The 24033-nt window shown below is 71.6% G+C and carries 15 protein-coding genes; 12 read left to right on the top strand and 3 right to left on the bottom strand.

Annotated elements, in window-relative coordinates:
* Positions 1–15: 15 nt before the first annotated feature.
* From ACG2DA_RS09325 to ACG2DA_RS09305, 5 genes are all read left to right on the top strand, one after another.
* Positions 16–993, top strand: a complete 978-nt coding sequence (locus ACG2DA_RS09325; RefSeq protein ID WP_395255311.1) for a WecB/TagA/CpsF family glycosyltransferase — start codon at positions 16–18, stop codon at positions 991–993.
* A gap of 112 nt (positions 994–1105) precedes the next feature.
* Positions 1106–2137, top strand: a complete 1032-nt coding sequence (locus ACG2DA_RS09320) for an NAD-dependent epimerase/dehydratase family protein (RefSeq protein WP_395255310.1) — start codon at positions 1106–1108, stop codon at positions 2135–2137.
* Between the two features lie 42 nt (positions 2138–2179).
* Complete coding sequence (locus tag ACG2DA_RS09315; RefSeq protein ID WP_395255309.1) at positions 2180–3271, top strand: glycosyltransferase family 2 protein; 1092 nt, start codon at positions 2180–2182, stop codon at positions 3269–3271.
* Entirely contained in the window at positions 3268–4512 is a 1245-nt protein-coding gene (locus ACG2DA_RS09310) for a class I SAM-dependent methyltransferase (RefSeq protein WP_395255308.1), read from the top strand. The genes ACG2DA_RS09315 and ACG2DA_RS09310 overlap by 4 nt, the downstream gene beginning before the upstream one ends.
* Positions 4513–4524: 12 nt before the next feature.
* Positions 4525–5622, top strand: coding sequence for a GNAT family N-acetyltransferase (locus ACG2DA_RS09305; protein WP_395255307.1), 1098 nt, complete (start codon positions 4525–4527; stop codon positions 5620–5622).
* Between the two features lie 28 nt (positions 5623–5650).
* On the opposite strand, the gene ACG2DA_RS09300 is transcribed toward ACG2DA_RS09305, so the two are convergent.
* On the bottom strand, positions 5651–6376 hold the full coding sequence (locus ACG2DA_RS09300) for a methyltransferase domain-containing protein (protein WP_395255306.1): 726 nt from the start codon (positions 6374–6376) through the stop codon (positions 5651–5653).
* A 233-nt stretch (positions 6377–6609) separates the two neighbouring features.
* Between ACG2DA_RS09300 and rfbG the strand changes: the two genes are divergently transcribed.
* From rfbG to ACG2DA_RS09265, 7 genes are all read left to right on the top strand, one after another.
* Positions 6610–7767 (top strand): CDP-glucose 4,6-dehydratase, encoded by a 1158-nt coding sequence (gene rfbG, locus ACG2DA_RS09295; RefSeq protein ID WP_395255305.1) that lies wholly within the window; start codon positions 6610–6612, stop codon positions 7765–7767.
* 168 nt (positions 7768–7935) lie between these two features.
* Positions 7936–9273, top strand: a complete 1338-nt coding sequence (locus ACG2DA_RS09290; protein ID WP_395255304.1) for a glutamate-1-semialdehyde 2,1-aminomutase — start codon at positions 7936–7938, stop codon at positions 9271–9273.
* Positions 9274–9332: 59 nt separating this feature from the next.
* The gene (locus tag ACG2DA_RS09285; RefSeq protein WP_395255319.1) at positions 9333–10697 is read left to right on the top strand and encodes a DUF4910 domain-containing protein; all 1365 of its coding nucleotides are present in this window, start codon (positions 9333–9335) and stop codon (positions 10695–10697) included.
* The gene (locus ACG2DA_RS09280) at positions 10694–12022 is read left to right on the top strand and encodes a class I SAM-dependent methyltransferase (protein ID WP_395255303.1); all 1329 of its coding nucleotides are present in this window, start codon (positions 10694–10696) and stop codon (positions 12020–12022) included. The genes ACG2DA_RS09285 and ACG2DA_RS09280 overlap by 4 nt, the downstream gene beginning before the upstream one ends.
* 55 nt (positions 12023–12077) lie before the next feature.
* A complete protein-coding gene (locus tag ACG2DA_RS09275; RefSeq protein ID WP_395255301.1) occupies positions 12078–12983 on the top strand; it encodes a sugar phosphate nucleotidyltransferase in 906 nt (301 codons plus the stop codon).
* 61 nt (positions 12984–13044) lie between these two features.
* Positions 13045–13689 (top strand): PIG-L deacetylase family protein, encoded by a 645-nt coding sequence (locus ACG2DA_RS09270; protein ID WP_395255299.1) that lies wholly within the window; start codon positions 13045–13047, stop codon positions 13687–13689.
* Between the two features lie 122 nt (positions 13690–13811).
* Positions 13812–15077, top strand: a complete 1266-nt coding sequence (locus ACG2DA_RS09265; RefSeq protein WP_395255298.1) for a lipopolysaccharide biosynthesis protein — start codon at positions 13812–13814, stop codon at positions 15075–15077.
* A 144-nt stretch (positions 15078–15221) separates the two neighbouring features.
* Here the strand turns inward: ACG2DA_RS09265 and ACG2DA_RS09260 are convergent, their stop codons facing one another.
* Both ACG2DA_RS09260 and ACG2DA_RS09255 read right to left on the bottom strand, forming a co-directional pair.
* Positions 15222–21335: a CheR family methyltransferase gene (locus tag ACG2DA_RS09260; protein ID WP_395255297.1), complete on the bottom strand. Its 6114-nt coding sequence runs from the start codon at positions 21333–21335 to the stop codon at positions 15222–15224.
* A gap of 225 nt (positions 21336–21560) precedes the next feature.
* Positions 21561–23840 carry a glycoside hydrolase family 5 protein gene (locus ACG2DA_RS09255; RefSeq protein ID WP_395255296.1) on the bottom strand — a complete coding sequence of 760 codons (2280 nt, stop codon included), beginning with the start codon at positions 23838–23840 and terminating at the stop codon, positions 21561–21563.
* Between the last annotated feature and the right edge of the window lie 193 nt (positions 23841–24033).

The raw sequence follows: 24033 nt of genomic DNA, 5'->3' as shown, positions 1-24033 counted from the left end.
TTCCCCCGCCGCCCCATGCGCTCCCCGACCGATCGCCGCCCGGACGTCGCTGACGTCGCCTCGGATACGGAAACGGCGTCCGATATCCTGACGGCCGAGGCCGTCGATACGGTTTCCGAGTTCGGAACGATCGACGCCGAACCGCACGACGTCTCCGCGCTCGGCCCGCCGCCGCGGTGGCCGGCGAAGCGGGACCTGTTCGGCGTGGGCGTCACCCCGACGACTTACGCCGAGGCCGCCGAGTGCGTCGTGCGGGCGGGGGCGCGGCGGGAGTCGGCGGTCGTGGGGGCGTTCGCGGTGCACGCGGTCGTCACCGCCAGCGGCGACCCGGCGCTCCGGGCCGCGGTCAATCGCTTCGAGATGATCACCCCCGACGGTCAGCCGGTGCGGTGGGCGCTGAACCTGCTGCACGCCGCGGGGCTGAAGGACCGGGTTTACGGGCCGACGCTGACGCTGGAGATCTGCCGCCTCGCCGCGGAGCGGGGCGTGCCGGTCTACCTCTACGGCGGGGCGGAGCACGTTACCCCGCGGCTGGCCAAGCGGCTGAAGACGATGTTTCCCGCCCTGAAAGTCGCCGGGTTCGCGTCGCCCCCGTTCCGGGCGTTGAACGCCCCGGAACAGGCCGAGGACGACCGCCGGGCCGTGGATCTAATTAACGCCAGCGGGGCCGGGATCGTGCTGATCGGACTGGGTTGCCCGAAGCAGGACTTCCTCGCCGCCCGATTGCGGGACCGCCTGAACGCTGTGCAGGTGTGCGTGGGGGCCGCGTTCGATTTTCACGCCGGCGTCAAGCCGGTGGCCCCGCGGTGGATGCAGGACCGCGGGCTGGAATGGTTCTACCGGTTGGCGTCGGAACCGCAACGCCTGTGGAAGCGGTATCTGGTGACGAACTCGATTTATCTCGGCAAGCTTGGCTTAGCGTTGGCCAACCTCCCCCGCATTTTGAGGCAGCGACGCGCCGGCCGCCGCGCCGCCGGCGAAGCCGCCGCCTGAACGCGGCCGGCAACGGCGCCCCCGCCAGCGGGGGCGCCGCCCTTTCCCGTCGAACGCCCTCGACCTCCCTTCGCCTCCCTCCTTCCGTCCAATCCTCTCGCCGCTCGTCCTGATGAACGATTCCACCATTCTCGTCGCCGGCGCCGGCGGTTTTATCGGCGGTCACCTCGTCGCCGACCTGCTCCGCCGGGGCGTCGAAAACGTTCGGGCGGTGGACGTGAAGCCGATGGACAGGTGGTATCAGGTCTTCCCGGAGGCGGAGAACGTCGTCGCCGACCTGAAGGAACTGTCCGCCTGCCGGGCGGCGTGCGAGGGGGCCTCGGAGGTGTACAACCTCGCCGCGGACATGGGCGGGATGGGCTTTATCGAGAACAATAAAGCCCTCTGCATGCTGTCGGTGCTCATTAATACCCACCTGCTGGAGGCTTCCCGGAAGGCCGGCGTGGATCGGTTCTTCTTCGCCAGCAGCGCCTGCGTGTACGCCGCCGACAAGCAGGTGAACGCCGACGTGATTCCCCTCAAGGAATCCGACGCCTACCCCGCCATGCCGGAGGACGGCTACGGCTGGGAGAAGCTGTTCAGCGAGCGGATGTGCCGGCACTTCCGCGAGGACTTCGGCCTGACCACCCGCGTCGCCCGGTTCCACAACGTGTACGGCCCCGAGGGCACTTGGGACGGCGGCCGGGAGAAGGCCCCGGCGGCCGTCTCCCGCAAAATCGCCGTCGCCAAGCACACCGGCGACCGGGAGATCGAGGTTTGGGGCGACGGCACGCAGACCCGCAGCTTCATGTATATCGACGACTGCGTCGCCGGGATCGATAAAATCATGCACTCGGACATCGAGGAGCCGATCAATCTGGGCTCCGACGAACTGATCACGATCGACGGCTTGGTCGACCTCGTCGCCGATCTGGCGGGGATCGAGGTGTCCAAGAAACACCTGCTGGACAAGCCCCGCGGGGTGAACGGCCGGAACAGCGACAACACCATGATTCTGGAGCGCCTCGGCTGGGAGCCGATGACCTCGCTGCGGTCCGGCATGGCGAAGACCTACGAGTGGGTGGAGGCCCAATACCTCGCTAAAGCGTCCGGCGCCGCGGCGCCGGCGACAGTGCCGTTCGTGACGGAGCCCGAACCGGTTTGAGGTTCCGGCCGCGTCCCCCGCCGTCCTCCCCCGCCCCGCCGTATGTCCGCCGTCCCGCCGCCCGTCAGCATCGGACTGCCCGTGTACAACGCGGAGCGGTACCTGCCCGGCTGCCTCGACTCGCTGTTGGGGCAGACGTACGGCGACTTCGAGCTGTTCATCGCCGACAACGCCTCCGACGACGCCACCGAGGAACTCTGCCGCGAGGCGGCCCGGCGGGACCGGCGGGTGCGGTACGAACGGCGGGAGAAGAACCACGGCGCCGTCGGCAACTTCAATTACGTCGCCGAGCAGGCCCGCGGGCGGTACTTCAAGTGGGCCGCCTACGACGACCGCTGCGCCCCGACGTTCCTGGAGCGCTGCGTCGAACGGCTGGAGGAGGACCCGGGCGTCGCCTGGTGCCACCCGCGGACCCGACACATCGGGCCTGAGGGCGAGACGATTCCGCCGGAGGCCGACCCGGCCCTGCCGCCTGGGGCCGACAGCCACAGCCTGCTGAACCCGCCCGGCCTGCGGTACGACCGCACCGCGGACCGGGCCTGGCAACGCTTTCGGGCCGTCGTGCTGGGCACCACCTGGTGCTCCGACGCCTACGGCCTGTTCCGCACCGACGTCCTGCGGCGGACGCGGCTGTATCTGCCCTGCTTCGGGGCGGAAAAACTGCTGATGGCCGAGGTCGCCCTGCTGGGCCGGTTCGCGGAGCCGCAGGAAGTGCTGTTCGACCAGCGCGTGCACCCCGGCGCCGCCAGCAACCTGGGGAACCGCTCCGCGGAGGCGGCGTTCGCACTGGCGGGCGTCGCCGGCCGGTTCTCCACGGCCCGGCTCACGCTGTTGCGGGGCTACCTGTCGGCGGTGCGGCGGGCGGACCTCTCCGCCGCCGACCGCGTTCGCTGTCTGGCGACGTTGGCGAGGTACGTCGGGCAGGTCGGCAAGTGGCGCCGGGTGGTGTCGAACGCCCTCTCCGGCCGCGGCCTGGGCGACGACACCTACGAACGCATCGCCGAGCGCCTTGCCGCGGACGAGGCCGGCGCCGCCGCACTCCGCGACGACGCCCCCGAAACCGTCGTCAAATCCTCCGACGACGCGGCCCGAGCCGAACCCGCCGCGACGTCGTTGAAAAGAACTGCCGGATGACGGAGCCGCGCTCGAAGACCGCCGACGGTCCCCGCTGTCCGGGGTGCGGGGGCGATGCGCTGACCGACGTCTTCGCCGCCCGCAACCAACCGGTACATGTCGGAATCTTCGGCGCGACCGCCGCGGAGGCCCGCGCCCTGCCCGTCGGCGACGTCCGGCTGGCCTGGTGCGGCCGGTGCGGGCTCATTCATAACCGGGCGTTCGAGCCGGAAAAGCTGAGCTACCGTCCCGGCTACGAGGTCGCGCTGCACCACTCCGCGACGTTCCGGGAGTACCTCGACCGATTGGTGGAACGTCTGACGGAACGGTTCGAACTGCGCGGCTGCCGGGCGGTGGAGATTGGCTGCGGCGACGGGTATTTCCTGCGCACCCTGGCCGAACGGGCCGGGGTGCGGGGCGTCGGCGTCGACCCGACGGTCGACCGTGAGGACGAAGAGGAGGTCGGCGCCGGGTCCATGACGCGAATTCGGGGCTACTTCGACGACGCGGTCGCGGCCCGATTGGCGCGGGAGCCGGTCGATTTCGTTTGCTGCCTGTCCGTCTTCGAACACGTCCCGCGGCCGGCGGCGATTCTGCGGGCGGTCCGCACCTTGGCGGCGTCGCGGGGGGCGGGGGTCTACTTCGACGTGTTCAACGCCCGGCAGGCGTTCGAACGGGGCGAGGTCTGGAGCGTGCATTACGAACAGTGCAACCTGTTCGGACTGGACTCCCTCGCCGCCGTGTTTCGTCACGCCGGCTTCGACGTGACCGACGCGGGCCTGTGCTACGCCGACGGTCAGTACGCCTTCGTCGAGGCCGTCGCGCCGCCGGACGGCGGGCCGCCCGCGATTCCTCCGGCAGAGCCGGCCGCTCGTTCGACAGAGCCGGCCGCACTTCCTCCGGCGGTGGCGTCGTTCGCCGAACGCTACGACGCCCGGCGTGCGGAGTGGGAGGCGCGTCTGGCGGACTGGCGGGCCCGCGGCCGGACCGCGGCGTTTTGGGGGGCGGCGGGTAAGGGCGTGACGTTCCTCAATTCCGTGCCGCTCGCCGAGCCGGAGGCGGGGGTGATCCGCCGCGTCGTCGATTCGAACCGCAACAAGCAGGGCCGCTTCCTGCCCGGCGCCGGGCACCCGATCGTCGCCCCGGAGGCGTTGCGGGACGCCCCGCCGGACGCCGTCGTGATCTCCAACGCGCTCTACGAACGAGAGATCCGCCGCCAGGCGGCGAGCCTCGGGCTGAATTGCGAGTTCTTCGTCGCCTGACCGCCGCCCCGAATGGAGATCGTCGCCCGCCGACCGCAGGACCTCACCGCCGCCGAAACGGCCGCGTGGGCCGCGTTGCACCAGAAGGAACCGCACCTGCGGCATCCCTCGCTGGCGCCCGGGTTGGCGGTCGTGGCGGCGGAGACGCTCGGGAACGCGGAGGTCGGCGTGATCGCCGAGGACGGCGAGCCGGTCGGTTTCTTCCCCTACGACCGCGATCGCGGCGACGTCGGGGCGCCGCTGGTCGCCCCGATGACGGACCGCCAGGCCTTCATCGCCCGGCCCGGCCTCGCGATCGACGCGCCGACGCTGCTGCGGGGGTGCGGGCTGTCGGCGTGGCGCTTCGATCACCTCGCCGTCCCGCCGCCCCCCGCCCCGGACCCGTTCGCCCCCCACGTTCGGGAGTGGGACGACGCCTTCGAGGTCGATCTGACAGGCGGGTTCGACGCCTACGTCGCTCGCGGCAGCGTCGCCTCGTTCGTCCGTCAGACGGACCGCAAGGCCCGCAAGCTGGCCCGCGAGGTCGGCCCGGTGCGATTCGAGTTTCGCGTTGAGGACGACGCCGTCTTCGATCGCCTGATCCGCGACAAGCAGGTCCAACTGGGCCGGCAAGGGTTGCGCGACCAGTTCGCGGACGAGTCGTTGGTGAAGATGCTCCGCCGCGTGCACCGGACGTTCGAGCCCGCCGGGACGAGCGCCGGGACGAGCGCCGACGGGGCCGAGGCGGGGCCGGCGTTCGCGGGGGTTCTGTCCGTGCTGTGGGCGGGGGACGAACCGGCGGCGACGCATCTGGGGCTGTGGGCCGGCGAGGAGTTCCATTCCTGGATCCCCGCGCACTCGGAGGTTCTGCACCGATACTCGCCCGGCGCCGTGCTGCATCTGGAGATGCTCCGGGAGGCCGCCCGACGGGGGGTGACGACGGTGGATCTGGGCCGCGGAGGGAACCCGCTCAAACAGCGGCTGGCCAGCCGGCGGCGCCCGCTGGGGATCGGCTCGGCCGACCTGCGGGCGTGGGGCCGGGCGACGTCGAGCGCCCGGCGGTGGCTCGGCGCCGTGCCGATGGCCCGCCGCACGCGTCGCGCCCTCCGCCGGTGGCGGGCCCGGTCCTAAGCCGTCCGCCCCCCGCCGCCGACGACGCTCACCCGCGATCCTCGTCGGGGACGCCCGCCTCGGCTGAGCGGTCGGGTTCGCCGAGGTCGGCGGGTTCGTAAATCAGCAGCCGCATCCCCTCCCAGCGGCAGTTCGGCAGCGCGGTCTCCCGCCGCCGCGTCAGCCAGTCGATCTCCGCGAGGAGGTCGGCCTGACCGGCGGGAATCTTATAGAGGATCGCCAGCGGTCGGGGGCGGCTCTCCCAGGACCGTCGGACCTGCTCCAACGCCGCCCGCAGCACCGAACCGTGGAACGAATTGAAGAGAAAGATGACCGTAACGTCGGCCGGGACGGCGTAAGCGGCGGCGTCGGCGACGACGATCTCCCAGCCCCCGCACCGGTGCGTTCCCGCCGACCGCCGCAGATTCTCTCGGGCGTCCGCGGCGAGGGGCTCGGACAGTTCTACGCCGATCGCTTTGCGGAAGGGGCGGGTCGCCGCCACCGCCACCGCCCGCCCCTTCCCGCACCCGTAGTCGACGAAGACGTCCCGCCCGGGGTCAATCTCCAGGTCGTCCAGCGCCTCCTCGACGCAGCGGTAGCACGTCGGCTCGTAACGTTCGTTTTCGTCGCTGATCGCGTCTCCCCCCGGGGCGAACGCCGCCGTGCGAACGCCCAGCCGCCGCTCCCGATAGAGTTCGTAGAGATGGAACCGGACCCAGCGGGCAGTCTGGGCGGGGGATCGTCCGACAACGCGTCGGAGGGCCGTTCGGATCATGCGATGTATTGAGCTGGAGGCGGCCCGGAAGCGTACTGCACGCCGCAGCCCGCATCCCACTTTTGTTCTTCGCCGGTTCCAAAACGCCGCCGCGCAGAACGCGGCGAAATGCGGCAGCGGGGCCGGCGACCGCGGCGCCGGGGGGGACGCAGAACTGGCTGGCGAGACCGCATTGCGTGAGACATCTTTCCGGCAGACCTCCCGCCCGTCGCCCCGATCGCCGATCCGCCCCCATGTCTGAATCGTCCGCCGCTCCGTTCGGCGGCGCCTTCGCCGGGCGGTCCGTGTTCGTGACCGGGCACACCGGGTTCAAGGGGAGTTGGCTCTGCCTCTGGCTGGAGCGGCTCGGGGCGCAGGTCACCGGCTACGCCCTCGACCCGCCGACCGACCCGGCCCACCTGATCGTCTCCGGAACCGCGGAGCGACTGGTCAACGACCACCGGGCCGACGTCCGGGACCGCGACCGGCTGGCCGCGGCGATCGAAGAGGCGAACCCGGACCTCATCCTGCACCTCGCCGCCCAGACCGTCGTGCGGACCGGCTACGAGGAGCCGTTCGAGACGTTCGACGTCAACGTGATGGGCACCGCCGCCGTGCTGGAGGTCGTCCGACGGCGATCCGCCCGGGGGGCGAAACCGGTGTCGATCGTCTGCGTGACCAGCGATAAATGCTACGAAAACGTGGAGCAGGTCTGGGGCTACCGCGAAACCGACCCTATGGGCGACCACGACCCCTACGGCGGCAGCAAGGGGGCGGCGGAGCTGGCGATTCGCTCCTACCGGCATTCCTTCTTCCCCTCGCACCGGCTGGTGGAACACGGCGTGCGGCTGGCGAGCGTCCGGGCCGGCAACGTGATCGGCGGGGGCGACTGGACCCGCGACGCGCTGGTGGTGGACGTGATCGCCGCCCTGAACGCCGGGGATTCCGTGCCGCTGCGGAGCCCGGGCGCCTATCGGCCGTGGCAGCACGTCCTGCAGGCGCTGGACGGCTACCTGACGCTCGCCGCCGGGCTGCTGATCGCCGACGAGGACGATGTGAAACCGCTGCTGGGCGGGTTCAACATCGGCCCGCTCCCCGGGCACGCCCTGTCGGTGCGGGAGGTGGTCGAGATCCTGTTCGAGGAATGGGGCGCCGGGGAATGGACCGACGAGAGCGGCGGCGACCACCCCCGCGAAGCCGGCCTGCTGCATTTGGCGATCGATAAAGCGATGAGCGTGCTGGGCTGGAAGCCGGTCTGGGACGTGCGGGAAGCCCTGCGGCAGACGGCGCACTGGTACAAGCAGTACCGCGACGATCCCGCCGCCGCCCGCCGCATCGGCGAAGAGCAGATCGCGGCGTACGAAGCGGCGATGCGGCCCCGGCGGGACGTCGCCCGGGGGTTTTCACCGTGAATTCGCACGCCGCAGCCGGTCCGACCCGCCTCTCCGCCAGGGCCGTCCGCGAATCGGCGAAACGTCCGCCCGGACCGCCGGATTGCCCTAACCTCCCGGTTCAGCAGGTACGGTAAAGTCTCGCCCGCCGCGCTCGCGAGTTCGTTCCGCCAGCCCGCCCCCTCCCCCGTGATCGCCCCGCCCCCGCTTCTCGCCGCGCCCGTCTCGCCCGCGACCCGGGCGCTCCAGCGGCGGGCCCACGACCTGATCCCCGGCGGGTGCCACACCTACGCCAAGGGGGACGATCAATTCCCGGAGAACGCCCCGCCGTTCTTCGTCCGCGGCAAGGGCTGCCACGTCTGGGACGCGGACGGCAACCGCTATATTGAATACGGCATGGGCTGCCGGGCCGTCGGGCTGGGGCACGCCTACGAGCCGGTGCTGGACGCCGTGCGGGCGGCCCTCCCGCTGGGCACGAACTTTACCCGGCCGCACGTGATCGAGGTCGAGGCCGCCGAAGCCTTCCTAGACCTCGTCCCGGCGGCGGAGATGGTCAAGTTCTGCAAGAACGGCTCCGACGCCACCACCGCTGCGGTCAAGCTGGCCCGAGCGGCGACCGGCCGGGACCGCGTGGCGTTGTGCGGGGATCACCCGTTCTTCTCCGTGGACGACTGGTTCATCGGCACCACGCCGATCGACGCCGGCATCCCGCAGAGCGTCAAAGAACTCTCGCTCACCTTCCGCTACAACGACCTGGACAGCCTGCGGGCGCTGTTCGACGCCCATCCCGGCGAGATCGCCGCGGTGATCCTCGAACCGGCCAAATACGACGCCCCGGAGGACGGCTTCCTGCATAAGGCCAAAGCCCTCTGCGAGCAGCGGGGGGCGGTTTATATTCTCGATGAAATGATCGCCGGCTTCCGCTACCACAACGGCGGCGGGCAGACGCTGTACGGGGTCGAGCCGGACCTCTCCACGTTCGGCAAGGCGATGGGCAACGGCTTCGCCGTTTCGGCGTTGGCCGGCAAGCGGGAGTTGATGGAACTCGGCGGGCTGCGGCACGACTCGGAGCGGGTGTTCCTGCTTTCCACGACCCACGGCGCCGAGACGCACGCCCTGGCCGCCTTCATGGCCGTGGCGAAGATTTATCAGGACGAACCGGTCTGCGAGACGATGGCCGCCCGCGGCGACCTGCTGCGGGCCGGCATCGAAGCCGCGGCGAAGGAGCGGGGGCTGAGCGAGTTCGTCCCGCTGTTCGGCCCGGGGTGCAACCTCATCTTCGGCAACTGCGGCCCCGACGGCCAGCAGGATCAGGCCTACCGCAGCCTGTTCATTCAGGAACTGGTGAAGCGGGGCGTGTTCGGGCCGTCGCTGGTCATCAGCTATTCGCACACCGAACGGGACGTGGAGGAGACCGTCGCCGCCTTCGACGGCGCGATGGAGATTTACGCCCGGGCGCTGGAGGACGGGGCGGAGGAGTACCTCGTTGGCCGGCCCTCGCAGGTCGTTTACCGCAAGTACAACTGAGGGCTCCCGCCCCCGAGCCGCCGACCTTCCGCCCCGCCCCGGACGCGGGCGCCCGGGCGCTGCGCCTGGCGGAAGAGTTGTTCGGCATCTATCGGGCGAAGACCGGCGCCGGCGTGCGGCGGTCGCTCGCCCGGCTGGCGGACCGCCTGCCGACGGGCGCCGGCGAGTGGGCCGTGCACGAGGTCCCCACCGGCACGCCGATTCTCGATTGGGAAGCCCCCGCGGAGTGGAACCTCCGCGACGCCTGGATCGCGGATCCGACCGACCCCGCCGCCGGCCGGCTGGTCGACTTCCGACGCTGCAACCTGCACGTCCTCAGCGGTTCCGCCCCGATCGACCGGCGCGTGCCGTGGTCGGAATTGAAGGAGCATCTCCACACAGCCCCGGACCGCCCGGCCGACGTGCCGTTTCGCACCTGCGAACCGGGGGCGACGTGGGGGTTCTGCGTCTCTCAGGAGCAGTACGACGCCCTCGCCGCCCGCGGGGAGCGGGAGTACGAGGTGCGGATCGACGCGACCGTCGCCCCCGGCGCGTTGACCCTCGCCGAATGGTTCCTCCCGCCGGACGCCCCCGGCCCGGCGACCGGCGAGCCCGCCGAGGTGTTGATCTCCACGCACACCTGCCACCCGGCGCTGGCCCACGACGGCGTCAGCGGGATGGCCGTCGCCGCGGAGTTGGCCGGCGCCCTCGCGGCCCGGCCCGGGCGGCGATTCGGGTATCGCCTGCTCTTCGCCCCGGCGACGGTCGGGGCGATCGCCTGGCTGGCGGCGAACCGGGACTGCTCAGACCGCGTTTTCGCCGGCCTCACGCTGGCCTGCTGCGGGGACGACGGCCCGTTCACCCTGCGGCGCTCCCGACGGGGGGACGCACAGATCGACCGGGCCGCGGCCCACGTGTTGAAGCACCGAGACGAACCGTACGAGCTGCGGGACTTCGTCCCCTTCGGCTACGACCAGCGGCAGTTCTGCTCGCCGGGGTTCGATCTGCCGGTCGCCGGCCTGACCCGCACGCCGAACGGGGAGTACTCGCAATACCACACCTCCGCGGACGACCTGTCGCGGCTCTCGGCGGCGGGTTTGGGGGGGACCGTTGAGGTCTGCGCCGCGATTTGCGACGTACTCGAGGGAAATCGGACCTACGTTAATCTCAAGCCGTACGGGGAACCGCGGCTCGGCCCCCTCGGGTTGTACGCCGCGTTCGGGACCGAGCCCGACTCCGCCGCGGCCCAGCGGGCCGTGCAGTGGGCGCTGAACCTCGGCGACGGCCGGCACGCGCTGCTGGACGTCGCCGAGCGCTCCGGGCTGCCCTTCCCCGCGGTCGCCCGGGCCGCCGCCGTCCTGCGGTCGCACGACCTCCTGACCGAATCTCCCACGGCCGACGGCCGCCCGCGTCCCGCCCTCCCCGCGATTTCATGCCCACAATGACCGCCCCGGCCCCCGCCTCTTCGTCCCAGGCCGCGCCGTCCCAGGCGGCGACGTCGCCGGCCGCCGACGCGTCGGTCTCCGTCGATCGCCCCTGTCGGTTCTGCGCGGTCCCGGTGCGGCAGTTGGTGGTGGACCTCGGCATGTCGCCGCTGTGCGAGAACTTCCTCACCCGGGAGGAACTCAATCGCATGGAGCCGTTCTATCCGCTCTCGGCGTGGGTCTGCCAGAAGTGCCTGCTGGTCCAGGTCGAGGAGTTCGTCAGCGGGCGGGAGATCTTCGGCGGGGAGTACGCCTACTTCAGTTCCTTCAGCGATTCCTGGCTGAAGTTCGCCGAGGAGTACGCCGACCGCATGACCGAGCGGCTGAACCTGACGAGCGACAGCTTCGTGCTGGAACTGGCCAGCAACGACGGCTACCTGCTGAAGAACTTCGTGGAAAAGGGCGTCCCCTGCCTCGGCGTGGAACCGGCGGCGAACTGCGCCGCGGCGGCGGAGAAGATCGGCGTGCCCAGCCGGGTCGAGTATTTCGGCGTGGAGGTGGCCGAGAAGCTGGCCGCCGAAGGCGTCGCCGCCGACCTGCTGATCGCCAACAACTGCGCCGCCCACGTGCCGGACCTGAACGACTTCATCGGCGGGATGAAGCGGGTTTTGAAGCCCGGCGGGACGATCACGGTGGAGGTCGCCCACTGGCTCAACATGTTCGAGCAAACGCAGTTCGACCAGATTTACCAAGAGCATTACTGCTACTTCTCCCTGCTCACCCTGCGGGAGGTGTTCGCCGCCCACGGCATGACGCTGTACGACGTGGACGAGATCCCCACCCACGGCGGCTCGCTGCGGGTCTACGCCCGGCACGAGGACGCGGACTACCAGGGCGAACCGCTGCCGGTGACGGACGCCGTCGAGGCCCTGTGCGAGCGGGAGCGGGCCGCCGGCCTGACCGAAATGAGCACCTACGAGGACTACGGCCGCCGCGTGGAGCGGGTGAAGCGCGACCTGCTGGACTTCCTGATCACGGCCAAGCGGAACGGCAAATCGGTCGTCGGCTACGGCGCCCCCGGCAAGGGCAACACGCTGCTGAACTACTGCGGGATTCGCCAGGATTTCCTCGACTACGTCGTGGACCGGAACCCGTATAAACACGGCAGGTTCCTGCCCGGCACGCACATCCCGGTTCACCCGACCGAGCGCATCGCGGAGACGAAGCCGGATTACGTTCTGATCCTGCCGTGGAACCTGCGGCCGGAGATCAGCGCCCAACTGGAGTACGTTCGGGAGTGGGGGGCGCAGCTGGTCGTGCCGATCCCCGAACTCGACGTGTTCTGACCGCCGCCCGCCCCGCCGCTCTCCGCCGCCCCCTCTCACAAGAACTGCCAACGCTATGAAAGTCGTTTTATTCTGCGGCGGGTTCGGGATGCGATTGCGGGAGTATTCGGAGTCGATCCCCAAGCCGTTGGTGGAGATCGGCGACCGGCCGATTCTGTGGCACATCATGAAGTACTACGCCCACTTCGGGCACACGGACTTCATCCTCTGCCTGGGTTGGCGGGCGCGGGCGTTCAAGCGGTACTTCCTGGAGTACGACGAGTGCGTCTCCAACGACTTCACGCTGTCGTTCGGCCCGGAGCGCCGCGGCCTGGGCGACCGCCGCGGCGGCGACGGCTCCGGCGAGGGCGGGACCCCGGAGACGGGTCGGCGGCACAGCCGGCGGGTGCAACTCGCCGCCCGGGACCTGCACGACTGGAACATCACCTTCGTCGACACCGGCACGACCTCCTCGATCGGCGAGCGCCTGCGGGCCGTGCGCTCGCATCTGGAGGGCGAGGAGACCTTCCTGGCGAACTACGCCGACGGCCTGTCGGACGTGGACCTGCCCACGCTGATCGACTTCCACCAGCGCCAGCGGGCCGCCGCCACGTTCATGACGGTCAAGCCGTCGCAGACGTTCCACACGGTCGACATGACCCCGGACGGTCGCGTGCGGGAATTGAAAGCCGTGACCGAAACGGAGACCTGGATCAACGCCGGCTTTTTTGTGCTGAACCGCGAAGTGTTCGACGTGCTGGGGCCGGGCGAGGACCTGGTCGCCGAGCCGATCGACCGGCTGGCGAAAGCCGGGAAGGTGTCGGCGATGAAGCACGAGGGCTTCTTCGGGTGCATGGACACCTTCAAGGAGAAGCAGATGCTCGACGACCTGTACGCCGGCGGCCACGCCCCGTGGGAGCTGTGGCGGCACGGCGCCGCGGCGGCCGACGCCAAGCCCAGCCTCTTCCCGGCCGCCGCCTGAGCGTCGCCCCCCCGCCCCCGGCGTCCCGCCCCGGCCGCCGTTCGTCCCCCGCCGCGATCGTATGTTTCACCCGTCCCTCACCGGCCTCCGCGAGGTCCTGTGCCTCGGCGCCCATTCGGACGACATTGAGATCGGCTGCGGCGGCACGCTGTTGCGGCTCGTCGCGGCGAACCCGGGGCTGCGGATCACCTGGATCGTCTTCAGCGGGGCCGACGACGAGGTCCGACGGGCGGAGGCCCTCCGCGGCGCCGAGCGATTCTGCGCCGGGGCTCCCGAGCCGACGGTGCACGTGGAAGGGTTCCGCGACGGCTATTTCCCCTTCGACCCGTCGCTCAAGGACCGCTTCCGCACGCTGGCCGCGGCGACCGATCCGGATCTGATCTTCACCCACCGCCGCGACGACGCCCACCAGGACCACCGGGCGCTCGCCGACCTGACGTGGCAGCACTTTCGGAACCACCTAACGCTGGAATACGAGATCCCGAAGTACGAGGGAGACCTCGGCCGGCCGAACCTGTTCGTCCCCCTGGACGCCGCGACCGCGGAGCGGAAGGTCGGGTTGCTGACGGAGACCTTCGTCTCGCAGCGGACCCGGCGGTGGTTCACGCCGGAGACGTTCGAGGCGACGCTGCGGCTCCGCGGAATCGAGTCGAACGCCGGGAGCGGCTTCGCGGAAGGCTTCCACGTGCGAAAGATCGTGCTGTGACGGCCTCGGCGCCCGAACGACCGGCGCCCGAACGACCGGCGCCCGAACGACCGGCGCCCGGGGCGTCCGCCGCGCCGGCGACGGCCGCCGCTGCGGGCGCCGACGCCGGTCCGTGGCGCGGCGTGCGGTCGCTGGTCGGGCGCTTGCGGTCCGATCCGGCGTTGGCGATCGCGGATCAGGCGGTCGTCTCCGGCACTCGGTTCGTCACCACCGTCACCGTCGGCCGCTTTGCCGGGGCAGAGGAACTGGGCGTGTATGCCCTGGCGGCGGCCGGGCTAATCCTCGTCGGCTGCGTGCAGGACGCGACCGTCACGAAACCCTACACGGTGCTGCGGACGGGCCGGGGCGACCGGCGGTACGCCGGCAGCGCGTTGGCCTTCCACGTCCTCCTCGGCGCCGGCTTGGCCGCATCGCTCCTGATCGCGGCAGGCGTTTGCGTCGCGGCGGGGGCCACGGGGGCGGGGCTCGTGCTGGCGGTTCTGGCGGGGGCGGCGCCGCTGTCGCTGCTGTGGGAGTTCGCCCGGCGGATGAGCTTCGCCCACCTGCGACTGCGGCAGGCCCTGACAGTGGACGCCGGCCTCGCGGCGCTGCAACTCGCCGGGTTGGCGGCGCTGGCGCTGACCGACGCCCTCACCGCGATCACCGCATTGGCGGTTTTGGGCGCCGCCACGGCGTTGGCGGGGGGAACCTGGCTGGCGCTGCGGCGGTCGCAGTTCGTACCGCGGTGGACGCGCGTGTCCGCGGACTGGCGCCGCAACTGGCGGTTCGGCCGCTGGATTCTCGCCGGGCAGGTGTGCGGAACGACGCAGGGCAACGCCCCGCAGTGGATCCTCGCGGCGACCGCGGGCGTCGCCGCCACCGGGCTGTACGCCGGCGCCCAGAACGTCGTGCTGTTGCTCAACCCGCTGATTCTGGCGATGGGCAGCCTGTTGGTGCCGCAAACGGCGACCGCGCGACGGACCGGCGGGGCGAAGGCGGTCCGGGGCGTGGCCCTGCGGGCGGCGGTCCTGCTGACGACCGTCGCCGGACTCTTCTGGCTCGGACTGTTGGCCGGCGCCGGCCCGCTGCTCCGCGCGATGTACGGGGACGAGTTCGCCGCCGCGGGGACGGCGATTGTCGTGATGGGGCTGGCGCCGATCGCGTGGTCGTTCTCGGTCGCCTTCGAGGCCGGGCTCACCGCGATCGACCGGCCGGACCTCAGCTTTCGGGCCATGCTCGCCGGCCTGTTCGTCACGGCGGGCGGCGCCATGCTGCTCTCCGGCCCGCTGGGCGTCGTCGGGGCCGCGGCGGGGCTCACGCTGGGCAGCGCGACCTGCGCGGCCGTCCTCGCCTTCTACTTCCTCCGCCTGACGAGAGGACCCTCCACCGCCCCGGAGCGAGCCGCCTGACGAAGCGGCTCTGTGCTTCGCGGGGACCTCCGGACTCTCCGCGGCGGCGGCGAGGGAGCGGCCGATCCGTTCCTGCGACGCCACAACTTGGCAGGCGTTCGGCGAATCGGCGGTCGTTCTTGGCCATCAGGGCGCGCTTGGCGCTCAGGACGCGGCGGGGGCGTCCCGGTCGGGGGCGGGGGCACCGTCGTCAGCGGGGGCGTTGTCAGCGGGGGCGGCGAAGGAGTCGACGGGTTCGCCGCGGACGGCGGCGATCAGCAGGTCGGACGGGCCGGTCTTGTTGAGGAAGCGCTCGGCGCCGGCGGCCCGCATCGCCTCGCCGACGGCGGCCTCGGAATGCATGGACAGCCCGACCACTCGCACGCCGGGGACCTCGCGGACGATGCGGGCGGTCGCCTCGACCCCGCCGAGCTTCGGCAGGGAGACGTCCATCACGACCACGTCCGGCCGCAGTTCCTTCGCCCGTTCGACCGCCTCCAGCCCGTCGCTGGCCTCCCCGACGATCTCCACGCCGCCCCGCAGGGCGAGCAGCGACGCCAACCCGCTGCGGACGACGCGATGATCGTCGACCAGCAGCGCCCGGACGGCGTCCGACGGCGGGGCGGCCTCCCGGGCCACGGCGGCGGGGTCGCGGGGGAGATCGGCGGCGATGCGGGCGGCGTCCACGCCGTCGTCGGCCCGGTCGCGGTCCAGTCGTTCCAGTTCCTCGGCCGGCAGGGCGATCGTGACGGCCATGCCGTCGCCGGGGGCGGAGCGCACCGTCATCGTGCCGCCCAGCAGTTCGACCCGCTCCCGAATGCTGGCGAGCCCGAACCCGCCGACGGCCTGCGGCGCCGGCCCGCCCTCCAGCAGTTCCTCCGGCTCGCAGCCGCGGCCCCGATCGCGGACGGTCAGCGTCAGCCCGCCCCCGGGCCGGGCGAGAGCGACGGCCGCCGACTGCCCGCCGGAGTGCTTCAGCGCGTTGAGCAACAGTTCGCGGGCGCTTTGGAACAGGAACGCCTCCACCTGGCGGGGCATCTCGGCGACCCGGTCCCGCTCCGCCCGGTCGCTCTCCTCCGGCACGGAGACGGCGACGGCGAAGCGGTGCTGGTCCCCGAAGGTGCGGCCGAGCCACTGCAGGGCTTCGGCGAGGCCGCGGTCGTAGAGCACCGGCGGACAGAGATCGACCGCCAGCGTGCGGGACGCGTCGATCGCCTCGTCCACCAGCGGGGCCAGTCGTTCCAACGCCTCCTCGCCGTCCGCCCCGCCCTCCCGCGCCAACTCCGCCCACATTTTGATCCCCACCAGCAATTGCTGGAAGTGGTCGTGGAGGGTGTAGGCGATGCGGCGGCGCTCCTCCTGCTCGGCGGCGGTCAGCTTCGCGGCGAGGCGGCGAAGTTGGTCGGTGCGTTCGGCGACGCGGCGTTCGAGGTCCTCGGTGAGGGACCGCAGTTCCCGCTCCGCCCGCTTCAGGTCGGTCACGTCACGGATCGTGCCGACGTGCCGCACCGGACGGCGGTGCGTCCCCTGCCCCTCGAACGTCACCTCCCCGTTGACGGCGATCCAGCGGGTCTCGCCGTCCGGGCGGACCACGCGGTGCTCCACGTCGATGCGGCCGTCCCCGTCGGGATCGACCGCGGCGGCGACGGCGGCCTCCAGCAACGGGTAATCGGCCGGCGGGACCATGGCGAGGAACTCCGCCGCGTCCGGTCCCGGCCCCTCGGCGGGATCGAGCCCGAGGATCCGCAGCGCCTCCTCGGACCAGTTCATCTTCCCGGGCGGGCCGGTGACGAACCGCTCCCAGACGACGGCGGGGGCGCCGTCCGGCGGCGCCTCGGCGGAAGGGGCGTCCGCCTCGGGCGCCGGCGGGCGGTACTCCCAGGCGCCCATCCGGGCCGCGGTGACGGCGAGCCGCAGGCGGTTCTCGCTTTCGGCGACGGCCCGGACGGACTCCTCGGAGGCCGTCACGTCCTGGATGACGCCGACGATCCGGTTCGCCGCCGCGTCCCGACGGCCGTGCAGCACGACGTAGCGGTCCGGGCCGCCGTCGGCGGGGCGGATGCGATACGCCATCGGCTCCCACCGCTCGGCGCCGGAGGCGATCGCCGCCTCCATTTCCGCCTTCAACGCCGCCCGGTCGTCGGGGTGGACGCACTGGTCGATCGCGCGGTGCAGGCCGTCGCGGTCGTGCGGCAACCCGTTGATCTCCGTGGTGCGGTCGTCCCAGCTGGCCTCCATGGTTTCGAGGTCGATCTCCCAGGTGCCCAGCTGGCCGGCGTCCAGAGCGAGGCGGAGCCGTTGTTCGCTCCGGGCGAGTTCCCGGGCGGCCTCCTCGGAGGCCGTCACGTCCTGCACCACGCCGACGACGCGGCTCTCCTCGCGGGGGCCGTCCAGACAGCCCTGGAAGGTGACGTACTTCACGCGGCCGTCGGTCATCTGCAGCCGGAAGGTCATGCGCGGCCACTGCTCGGCGCCGGAGGCGAAGGCCTCGGCAATCTCCGCCCGAACCCGGGCGCGATCCTCGGGGTGCACGCAGGCGTCCACGACGGCGTCGAGGTCGCCGGAGCGGCCGGGCAGTTCGTTCACCTCGGCGGAGCGCTCGTCCCAACTGATGACGCCGCTTTGGCCGTCGATCTGCCAGGTGCCGAGGTCCGCGGCGTGCAGGGCCAGCCGGCGGACCTCCGCGGCCCGGCGGACGCGGGCCTCGGCGGCGCGCAGTTCGGTCAGGTCGACGATGAACAGGGCGTGGTCGGCGCCGTTCCCGTCGTCGCCCAGCGAGGCGGCGCTGACGAGCGCCGGCAGTCGGGAACCGTCGGCCCGCGGGAGCCGCAACTCCGCCGGCGGCACGGCCCGCCCCTCGGTCAACGCTTTTTTGGCGTCCCCGTCGCGGCCGGCCCACTCGGGGAGCAGCTCCGCCAGCCGGCGGGGATCCGCGTCGCGGTCCAGACCGAGCGTCCGCAGCAGTTCGTCGTTGACGCGGCGAATCTCTCCGTCCCCGCCGACGACCGCGATGCCCACCGTCGCCCCGTCGATGGTGCGGCGCAACCGCTCCTCGCTGCGGCGGAGTTCCTCGGCGAGGGCCTGCAACTCCGTGACCTCCCGCACCACCACGCTGATCCCGCCCGGCTCCCCGTCGGGGCCGTCCGGGCCGGGCAGCGGGTAGTAGGACGCCTCCCAGACCCGCTCCCGCCCGGGTTCGGCCCGCGTCTGCCCGTGGATCACCCGGTCGACGATCGGCTCCCCGGTCCGCAACACGTGCTGCATGAGCGGCTCGGTCGCCTCGGCCAACCCCGGCACGACCTCCCGCGGGGTGCGGCCGAGATGCTCGGCGACCGGGGCGCCGTTGATCTGGGCCAGGGCGTCGTTGATGCGGAGGTAGCGCAGGTCCCGGTTCAGCGCCGCCAGCCCGACGGGGGCGTGCTGGTAGATCGATTCGATCTCGTCGGCCCGCAGGCTGGCCAGTCGTTCCTGCTCGGCGAGGGCGGCCTGGGTGCGCTTCAGCTCGCTGACGTCCACGAAGGTGACGGCGACGCCCTCGATGCGATTGTCCCGGGTGCGGTAGGGCAGGATGCGGCGGAGGAACCAGCGGCCGTCCTCGCTCCGCACCTCGCGGCGGTCCGGCTTCAAGCTGGAGAGCACCGCCCGGGCGGTCCGCACCAGGTCGCCCTCCCGCACCGCCTCGCCGGAGTCGCCGTCGCCGTCGCCGCCTTCGTCGGGGCCGGCGGCCTCGGTTTCGCCGGGGACCTCGAACTCCTCGGTGAAGCGGTCGGCGAGGTCGCCAATCGGGCGGCCGACGTCGGTGCGGATGAGGTGGAACAGTTCGCCGGCCTCCTCCGTGAACCGCCGCACCCGCAGGCCGCTGTCGAGGAACACCACCGCGATCCGGGTGCTCGTCAGCAGGTTCTGGAGATCGTCCGTCAGCCCCTCCAGCTCGTCGACCTTCGTCTCCAGCTGCGTGTTGAGGGTGGTGAGCTCCTCGTTGAGGCTTTGCAGCTCCTCCCGGCCGGCTTCCAACTCCTCGTTGCCGCTTTGGAGCTCCTCGTTCATGGAGAGGGCCTCCTCGTGGGCGCCCTCCAAATCCTCGTTGGCGGTTTCGAGCTGGTCGATGGTGTCCGAAAGCTCCCGCCGCAGCTCCTCGAGTTCCTCCTCGAGCTGGCGCACGCGGGCGACGTCCGTCGCCGTCCCGTTCCCGTTCCCGTTCCCGTTCCCGGAGGTCCCGCCGCCGGGTTCGACGAGGGGTTCGTCGGTCAGGTGAACCATCAACAGGCGTTCGTCGTGCCCCTCCACCTCCACCGGCACGGCGCGGATGCGGACCATGACCGGGTCCCCGGCGCGGCCGGTCCGCTCCCCTTCGACGGCGGAGTCTTCGCCTGTGCCGACGAGCCCCTCCTCAGCGGGGGCCCGGAGGTCGCGGACGCCGTGCACCACCTCCACGCCGTCTCGGCTGGCGGCGTGGATCGCCCCGCGCAGCTTGCTCCGCAGGCCCGGGCGGGCCTGCTCCAAAATCGAGTCGGTCGGGGCGCCCGGCGGGACCTGGAGGTAGCGGCCGACCGGCCCGGCGGAGAACAGGATCTGAAAGTTCGGCCGGACCAGCACCGCGGCCCGCCCGCCGGTCTCCAGCGCCAGTCGCCGGAACTCCGCTTCGGGGGCGTCCCGCCGACGCGGTCGGCGGAGCGGCCGACGCAGCCGGGCGGCCGAGAACGAGGGCCGCGGCTTCACGGCGGGGGAGCCGCCGGGCTCGCCGCCGTCCCCGGCGCTCTCCGCGTCGGGGGCGCTCGGGCGGCGGAACAGGCGATGCTTTTTGGAGACGACTTCGAACCGCCGCTCCCCCCGGGTCGCGCTCTCGCTGGCGCCGAGGAACAGGCAACCGCCCGGCCGCAGGGCGAAATGCAGTTGCCGCAGGATCGCGTCCTGGGCCTCCGGCTCCAGGTAGATCAGCAGGTTCCGGCAGACGATCAGGTCGAGACTGGAGAACGGCGGGTCGCCGGTGAGGTCGTGCCGGGCGAACACGACCTGCTGGCGCAGCAGTTTGCTGACGCGGTAGACGTCCCCCTCCTGAAAGAAGAAGCGGCCCAAGCGGGCGGGCGTGACGCTGGCCTCGATCGTCAGGGGATAGACGCCCTCCCGGGCGGCGGCGAGCGCGGTCTCGCTGACGTCCGTGGCGAACACCTGCGCCGACACGCCGCAGCCGTCGCCCGCCTCCGCGGCGAGCATCGCCAAGGTGTAGGCCTCCTCCCCGGTGGCGCACCCGGCCGACCAGATCCGCACGCTCCGCTCCTCCTCGGCCGCCCGGCGGCACAGCCGCGGCAGCACGTCCTTCTCCAGGCCCGCCCACGCCGCGGGGTTCCGGAAGAACGAGGTGACGCAGATCAGCACGTCGGCGACGAGCTGGTTCAATTCCTCCGGCCGGTCCGCCAACAGCAGACGGTACTCCTCCAGCGACTCGACCCCGCGGAGGCTCATCCGCCGCCGGACCCGCCGCATCAGAGTCGATGATTTGTAGTGCCGGAAGTCGTGATCGCTGCGGGAACGCACGAGCGCGAGGATGCCGGTCAGGGCGGCCCGCGCCTCGGACTCGTCCGCTTCGCGGCAGTCGAGCGCGTTCCCGTCATGCACCTCCCCGTCGTCCTCCTCAGATCCCGTCCCGGCCGGCTCTGCGTTCCCCTTCAGGACGGCGGCGTCCGGCTCCGGGGGGACGCGACGCGGCGCGGCGGCCCCGCCCACGGCTTTCCGCCGGTCGAACCACTCATGCAGCAGCGGGGCGATCTCGCTGGGGGCCGCGTCCCCGTCGATCAACCCGGTCGCCAGGGCGTTGCGGGGCATTTCCTCGACCGCGGCGGTGCCGGGAGTCTGCGTCACGGCGAAGCCGCCGGCCTCCCGCACGACGCGCAAGCCCTGGGAGCCGTCGCTGCCGCGGCCGCTGAGCACCACCGCCGCGGACCGCTCGCCCCACCGTTGCGCCATCGATTCCAGCAATCGGTCGATCGGAGCCCGCCCGCCGTCGGGCGGCTCCGGGTCGCGGTCCCGCACGTGCAGGCGCTCCGTCCCGACGGTGACCAACGTCCCCGGCGGCCCGACGTACACCTGCCCGGCGAGCAGTCGCTCGCCGTCCGCGACGTCCTTCACCGGCAACGCGGAGGGCCCCGCCAGCAACTCCGCCAGTCGGCTGCGATGCCCGGGGGGCAGGTGCTGGACGACCACGAACGCCAGCGGACTCTCGGCCGGCAGCCCCGAGACGAAGGCCTTCAGCGCCTCCAATCCGCCTGCGGACGCCCCCACCCCGACGACCGCCGCGGGCGGTTCCGCCCCCCCGGACGGCTCGTCAGCCGGGGCCTCGGGCGATGAACCGGCTGACGACATTCACGCGGAGGGCGGGCGGCTTGTGAGAACGCCTCATGATACCCCGGGCGCTCCGCCGGGGGAAAACGCGACGACGAATTCCCCCGGTTTTCCCGATCGGCCGCGAGCCCGCGAGGCTTCCTCCCTCACAGCGAAGCTTCTTCCTCAGCGGAGCTTCTTCGCCTCGAACCGCTCCCCGGCGAGCGCCCGCTTGGCGAACGCGCCCCAGTAGGGCGTGGGCGTATAGCTCCAGTCGGAGATCATCACCGGGCTCGCCCTGGGGTGCAGGCACCAGCCGGTCCAGTTGAGGCGGTGCTGCTGAATGAACCCCAGCATGTCGGGGACCCAGGTGTACGGATCCTCCTGGTCCTCGGCGGGGACGAAGCTCATCTTCTTCACGTCGGCGCCGCACTCGCCGACGAAGATCGGGTACTTCTCCGCGACGGGCAGAATCCGCTCCCAGCCGGGGTGCCAGTTATAGGTGTGCCAGGCGTACATGATCCCGTGCCCGTCCGGGTCGTCGAGGGCGTAGCCCTTCACGACGCCGGTCAGGTCGTTCGCGTAGAACATCCCGGAGGCGATGATCACGTTCTTGGCCCCGGTGGACCGCACCGCGTCCACGAGGCCCTGCATCCCGACGGATTTGAACGCGTTGTTGGCCCGCTTCTCCTCGTCGGAGAGGAACGTCGCTTCGTCAGCCCCCTCCGGCAGTCCGACCCAACCGCCGTCGCGCCACACCTCCCAGGTCAGGCCGTGCGGTTCGTTGAAGACGTCGAACAGCACGGCGGGGTGGTCCTGATATTCCTCCGCGAAGTCCTTCCAGAAGGCGGCGTGCTCCGGCTTGGGCGCCCGGAAGCGGTGCAGGTCGATCGCCACGTACGCCCCGCGGTTCGCGGCGAGGGTGATGATCTGATCGACGATCCCCCGGTACTCCTCGCCGCCGTCCTTCTGATAGACGCTCTCGCCGTACCAGAACGACTCCTTAATCGGCACGCGGACGCAGTTCGATTTCCATTCGTCGATCGCCACGACGACGGATTTGACGACCTGCCGGTCGGCGGGCAGCGTTTCCAACCCGCCGGCGTTCACGCCCTGCAGCCAGACCTCGTTGCCCGCCGCGTCGTGCAGTCGATTGCCGACCACGCGGAGTTCGCTCGGCCAGTTCTCCCGTTGCGGCTCCTCGGGCGGCACGTCGCGGGCCCGACGTTCGGCCTCCCGCCGCTCCGCGGCGATCCGCAGCGGTTCCGGGTCGGTCGGTTTGAGAACCAGATCGTCCAAATCGAACGTGCCCGCCTTCGCTTCGAACAGGCAGGGCATCAGGACCAGCGTCAGCGCCTCCTCCGGCACGAGGAAGCGTTTCGTCTTCTCGACCCAGCCGTCGGTGTCCTTCTGCGTGTACGCCGGCGAAGGCGAGCCGCTGAGTTTTTTGCCGTCGATCCCTTGGTATTCCATGAGGATGCGGGCGTCGTGCCAGGGCGCCTCGCCAGTTTTCAAGTCGGTCACCCGCTGCCGCCAGGAGAGCTCCAGCGCCCGCACGTCGGCGGGGATGTCGAAGGTGCGATAGACCATCACCATCGCCCCCGGCTTTGGCACGGTCAGCCGGAGGAAGCGGTTGCCGTCCTCCGTGAACCAACTCCCGCCGGCCTTCGGCAGCCCCCAGTCGTCGGGCCGATCGCCGTTCTTCGGGTCGGGCGTCTCGAAGTCCCCGTTGGAAAGGAGCGTCCCCTGCTCCGCCAGGCGGACGGCGGCTTTGGCCCGCCGTTTCTCCGCCTCGGCCTGCAGCTGGGCGTGGCGGGCGGCCGTCTTCCGGTCCAGCGCCTCCCGAATCGGACCGGGGTCGACGGGCCGCAGGGCGACCTCGTCCAGATCGAACGTGCCGGCCTCCACCTGCAACAACGACGGCATGAACTTCAACGTGCGGGCGCCGGCGGGCACGAGAAACTCGACCTCCCGCTCGACCCAGCCGTCGGTGTCCTTCCGCGAAGACGGCGCGGGCGGGCCGGGGCTCACCTTCTCCCGCGACGCGTCCAGGAACTCCATCATGATGCGGGCGTCGAACCACGGCTGCCGGCCGACCGCCAGCCCCGTGACCCGCTGCCGCCAGGAGAGCTTCAACGCCTCCACCCCCTCGGGAACCGCCAGTTCCTGATAGAACATCACCGTCTCGCCCGGCTTCGAGCTGGTCAGCCGCAGGAAGCGGTTGCCGTCCTCCACCGACCAGGAGCCGCCCTCCGGGAGACTCGCCCAGCCGTCCGGCCGGCCGTCGCCGTCGGCTTCGAAGTCGGGATTGGGCGTGAGGGAGGCCGCGGGCGGTTCCGGCCTCGAGCCGGCCGGAGCCGTGGTCCCGAGCAGCGCCAGCCCGAACGCCAGCGCCGCGCCCCAGGCCGAGCGGGCGAACCGCCGGACGAAGCGACGTCGCGGGAGGAGAAGGAGGCGCCGCGTCACGAAGGAACTCCGCAGGATCGGAAGGAGCCGATAGGTCGAATCGGCGAAAGTCTGGTCGCTCCCGAAAGCCCTGTCGACCGGATCACCCGCAGCCGCGGACGAAGCCCGGCACCGTTCTGCATGGGCGCCGCCGCACGCGCATGCGGCGCCCCACCTCGCGCGGCCGCAAAGACGATCCCCCCCCCCCGGCCGC

The sequence above is a fragment of the Alienimonas sp. DA493 genome (assembly GCF_043951915.1).
Lineage (GTDB): Bacteria > Planctomycetota > Planctomycetia > Planctomycetales > Planctomycetaceae > Alienimonas.
Note: the sequence above shows the minus strand (reverse complement) of the source record. Positions and strands in the feature narration are given on the sequence as shown.

Coding starts and splice junctions, on each gene's coding strand:
- ACG2DA_RS09320 (WP_395255310.1), top strand. CDS start 1,106: ATGAACGATTCCACCATTCTCGTCGCCGGCGCCGGCGGTTTTATCGGC.
- rfbG (WP_395255305.1), top strand. CDS start 6,610: ATGTCTGAATCGTCCGCCGCTCCGTTCGGCGGCGCCTTCGCCGGGCGG.
- ACG2DA_RS09310 (WP_395255308.1), top strand. CDS start 3,268: ATGACGGAGCCGCGCTCGAAGACCGCCGACGGTCCCCGCTGTCCGGGG.
- ACG2DA_RS09300 (WP_395255306.1), bottom strand. CDS start 6,376: ATGATCCGAACGGCCCTCCGACGCGTTGTCGGACGATCCCCCGCCCAG.
- ACG2DA_RS09315 (WP_395255309.1), top strand. CDS start 2,180: ATGTCCGCCGTCCCGCCGCCCGTCAGCATCGGACTGCCCGTGTACAAC.
- ACG2DA_RS09270 (WP_395255299.1), top strand. CDS start 13,045: ATGTTTCACCCGTCCCTCACCGGCCTCCGCGAGGTCCTGTGCCTCGGC.
- ACG2DA_RS09325 (WP_395255311.1), top strand. CDS start 16: ATGCGCTCCCCGACCGATCGCCGCCCGGACGTCGCTGACGTCGCCTCG.
- ACG2DA_RS09280 (WP_395255303.1), top strand. CDS start 10,694: ATGACCGCCCCGGCCCCCGCCTCTTCGTCCCAGGCCGCGCCGTCCCAG.
- ACG2DA_RS09275 (WP_395255301.1), top strand. CDS start 12,078: ATGAAAGTCGTTTTATTCTGCGGCGGGTTCGGGATGCGATTGCGGGAG.
- ACG2DA_RS09305 (WP_395255307.1), top strand. CDS start 4,525: ATGGAGATCGTCGCCCGCCGACCGCAGGACCTCACCGCCGCCGAAACG.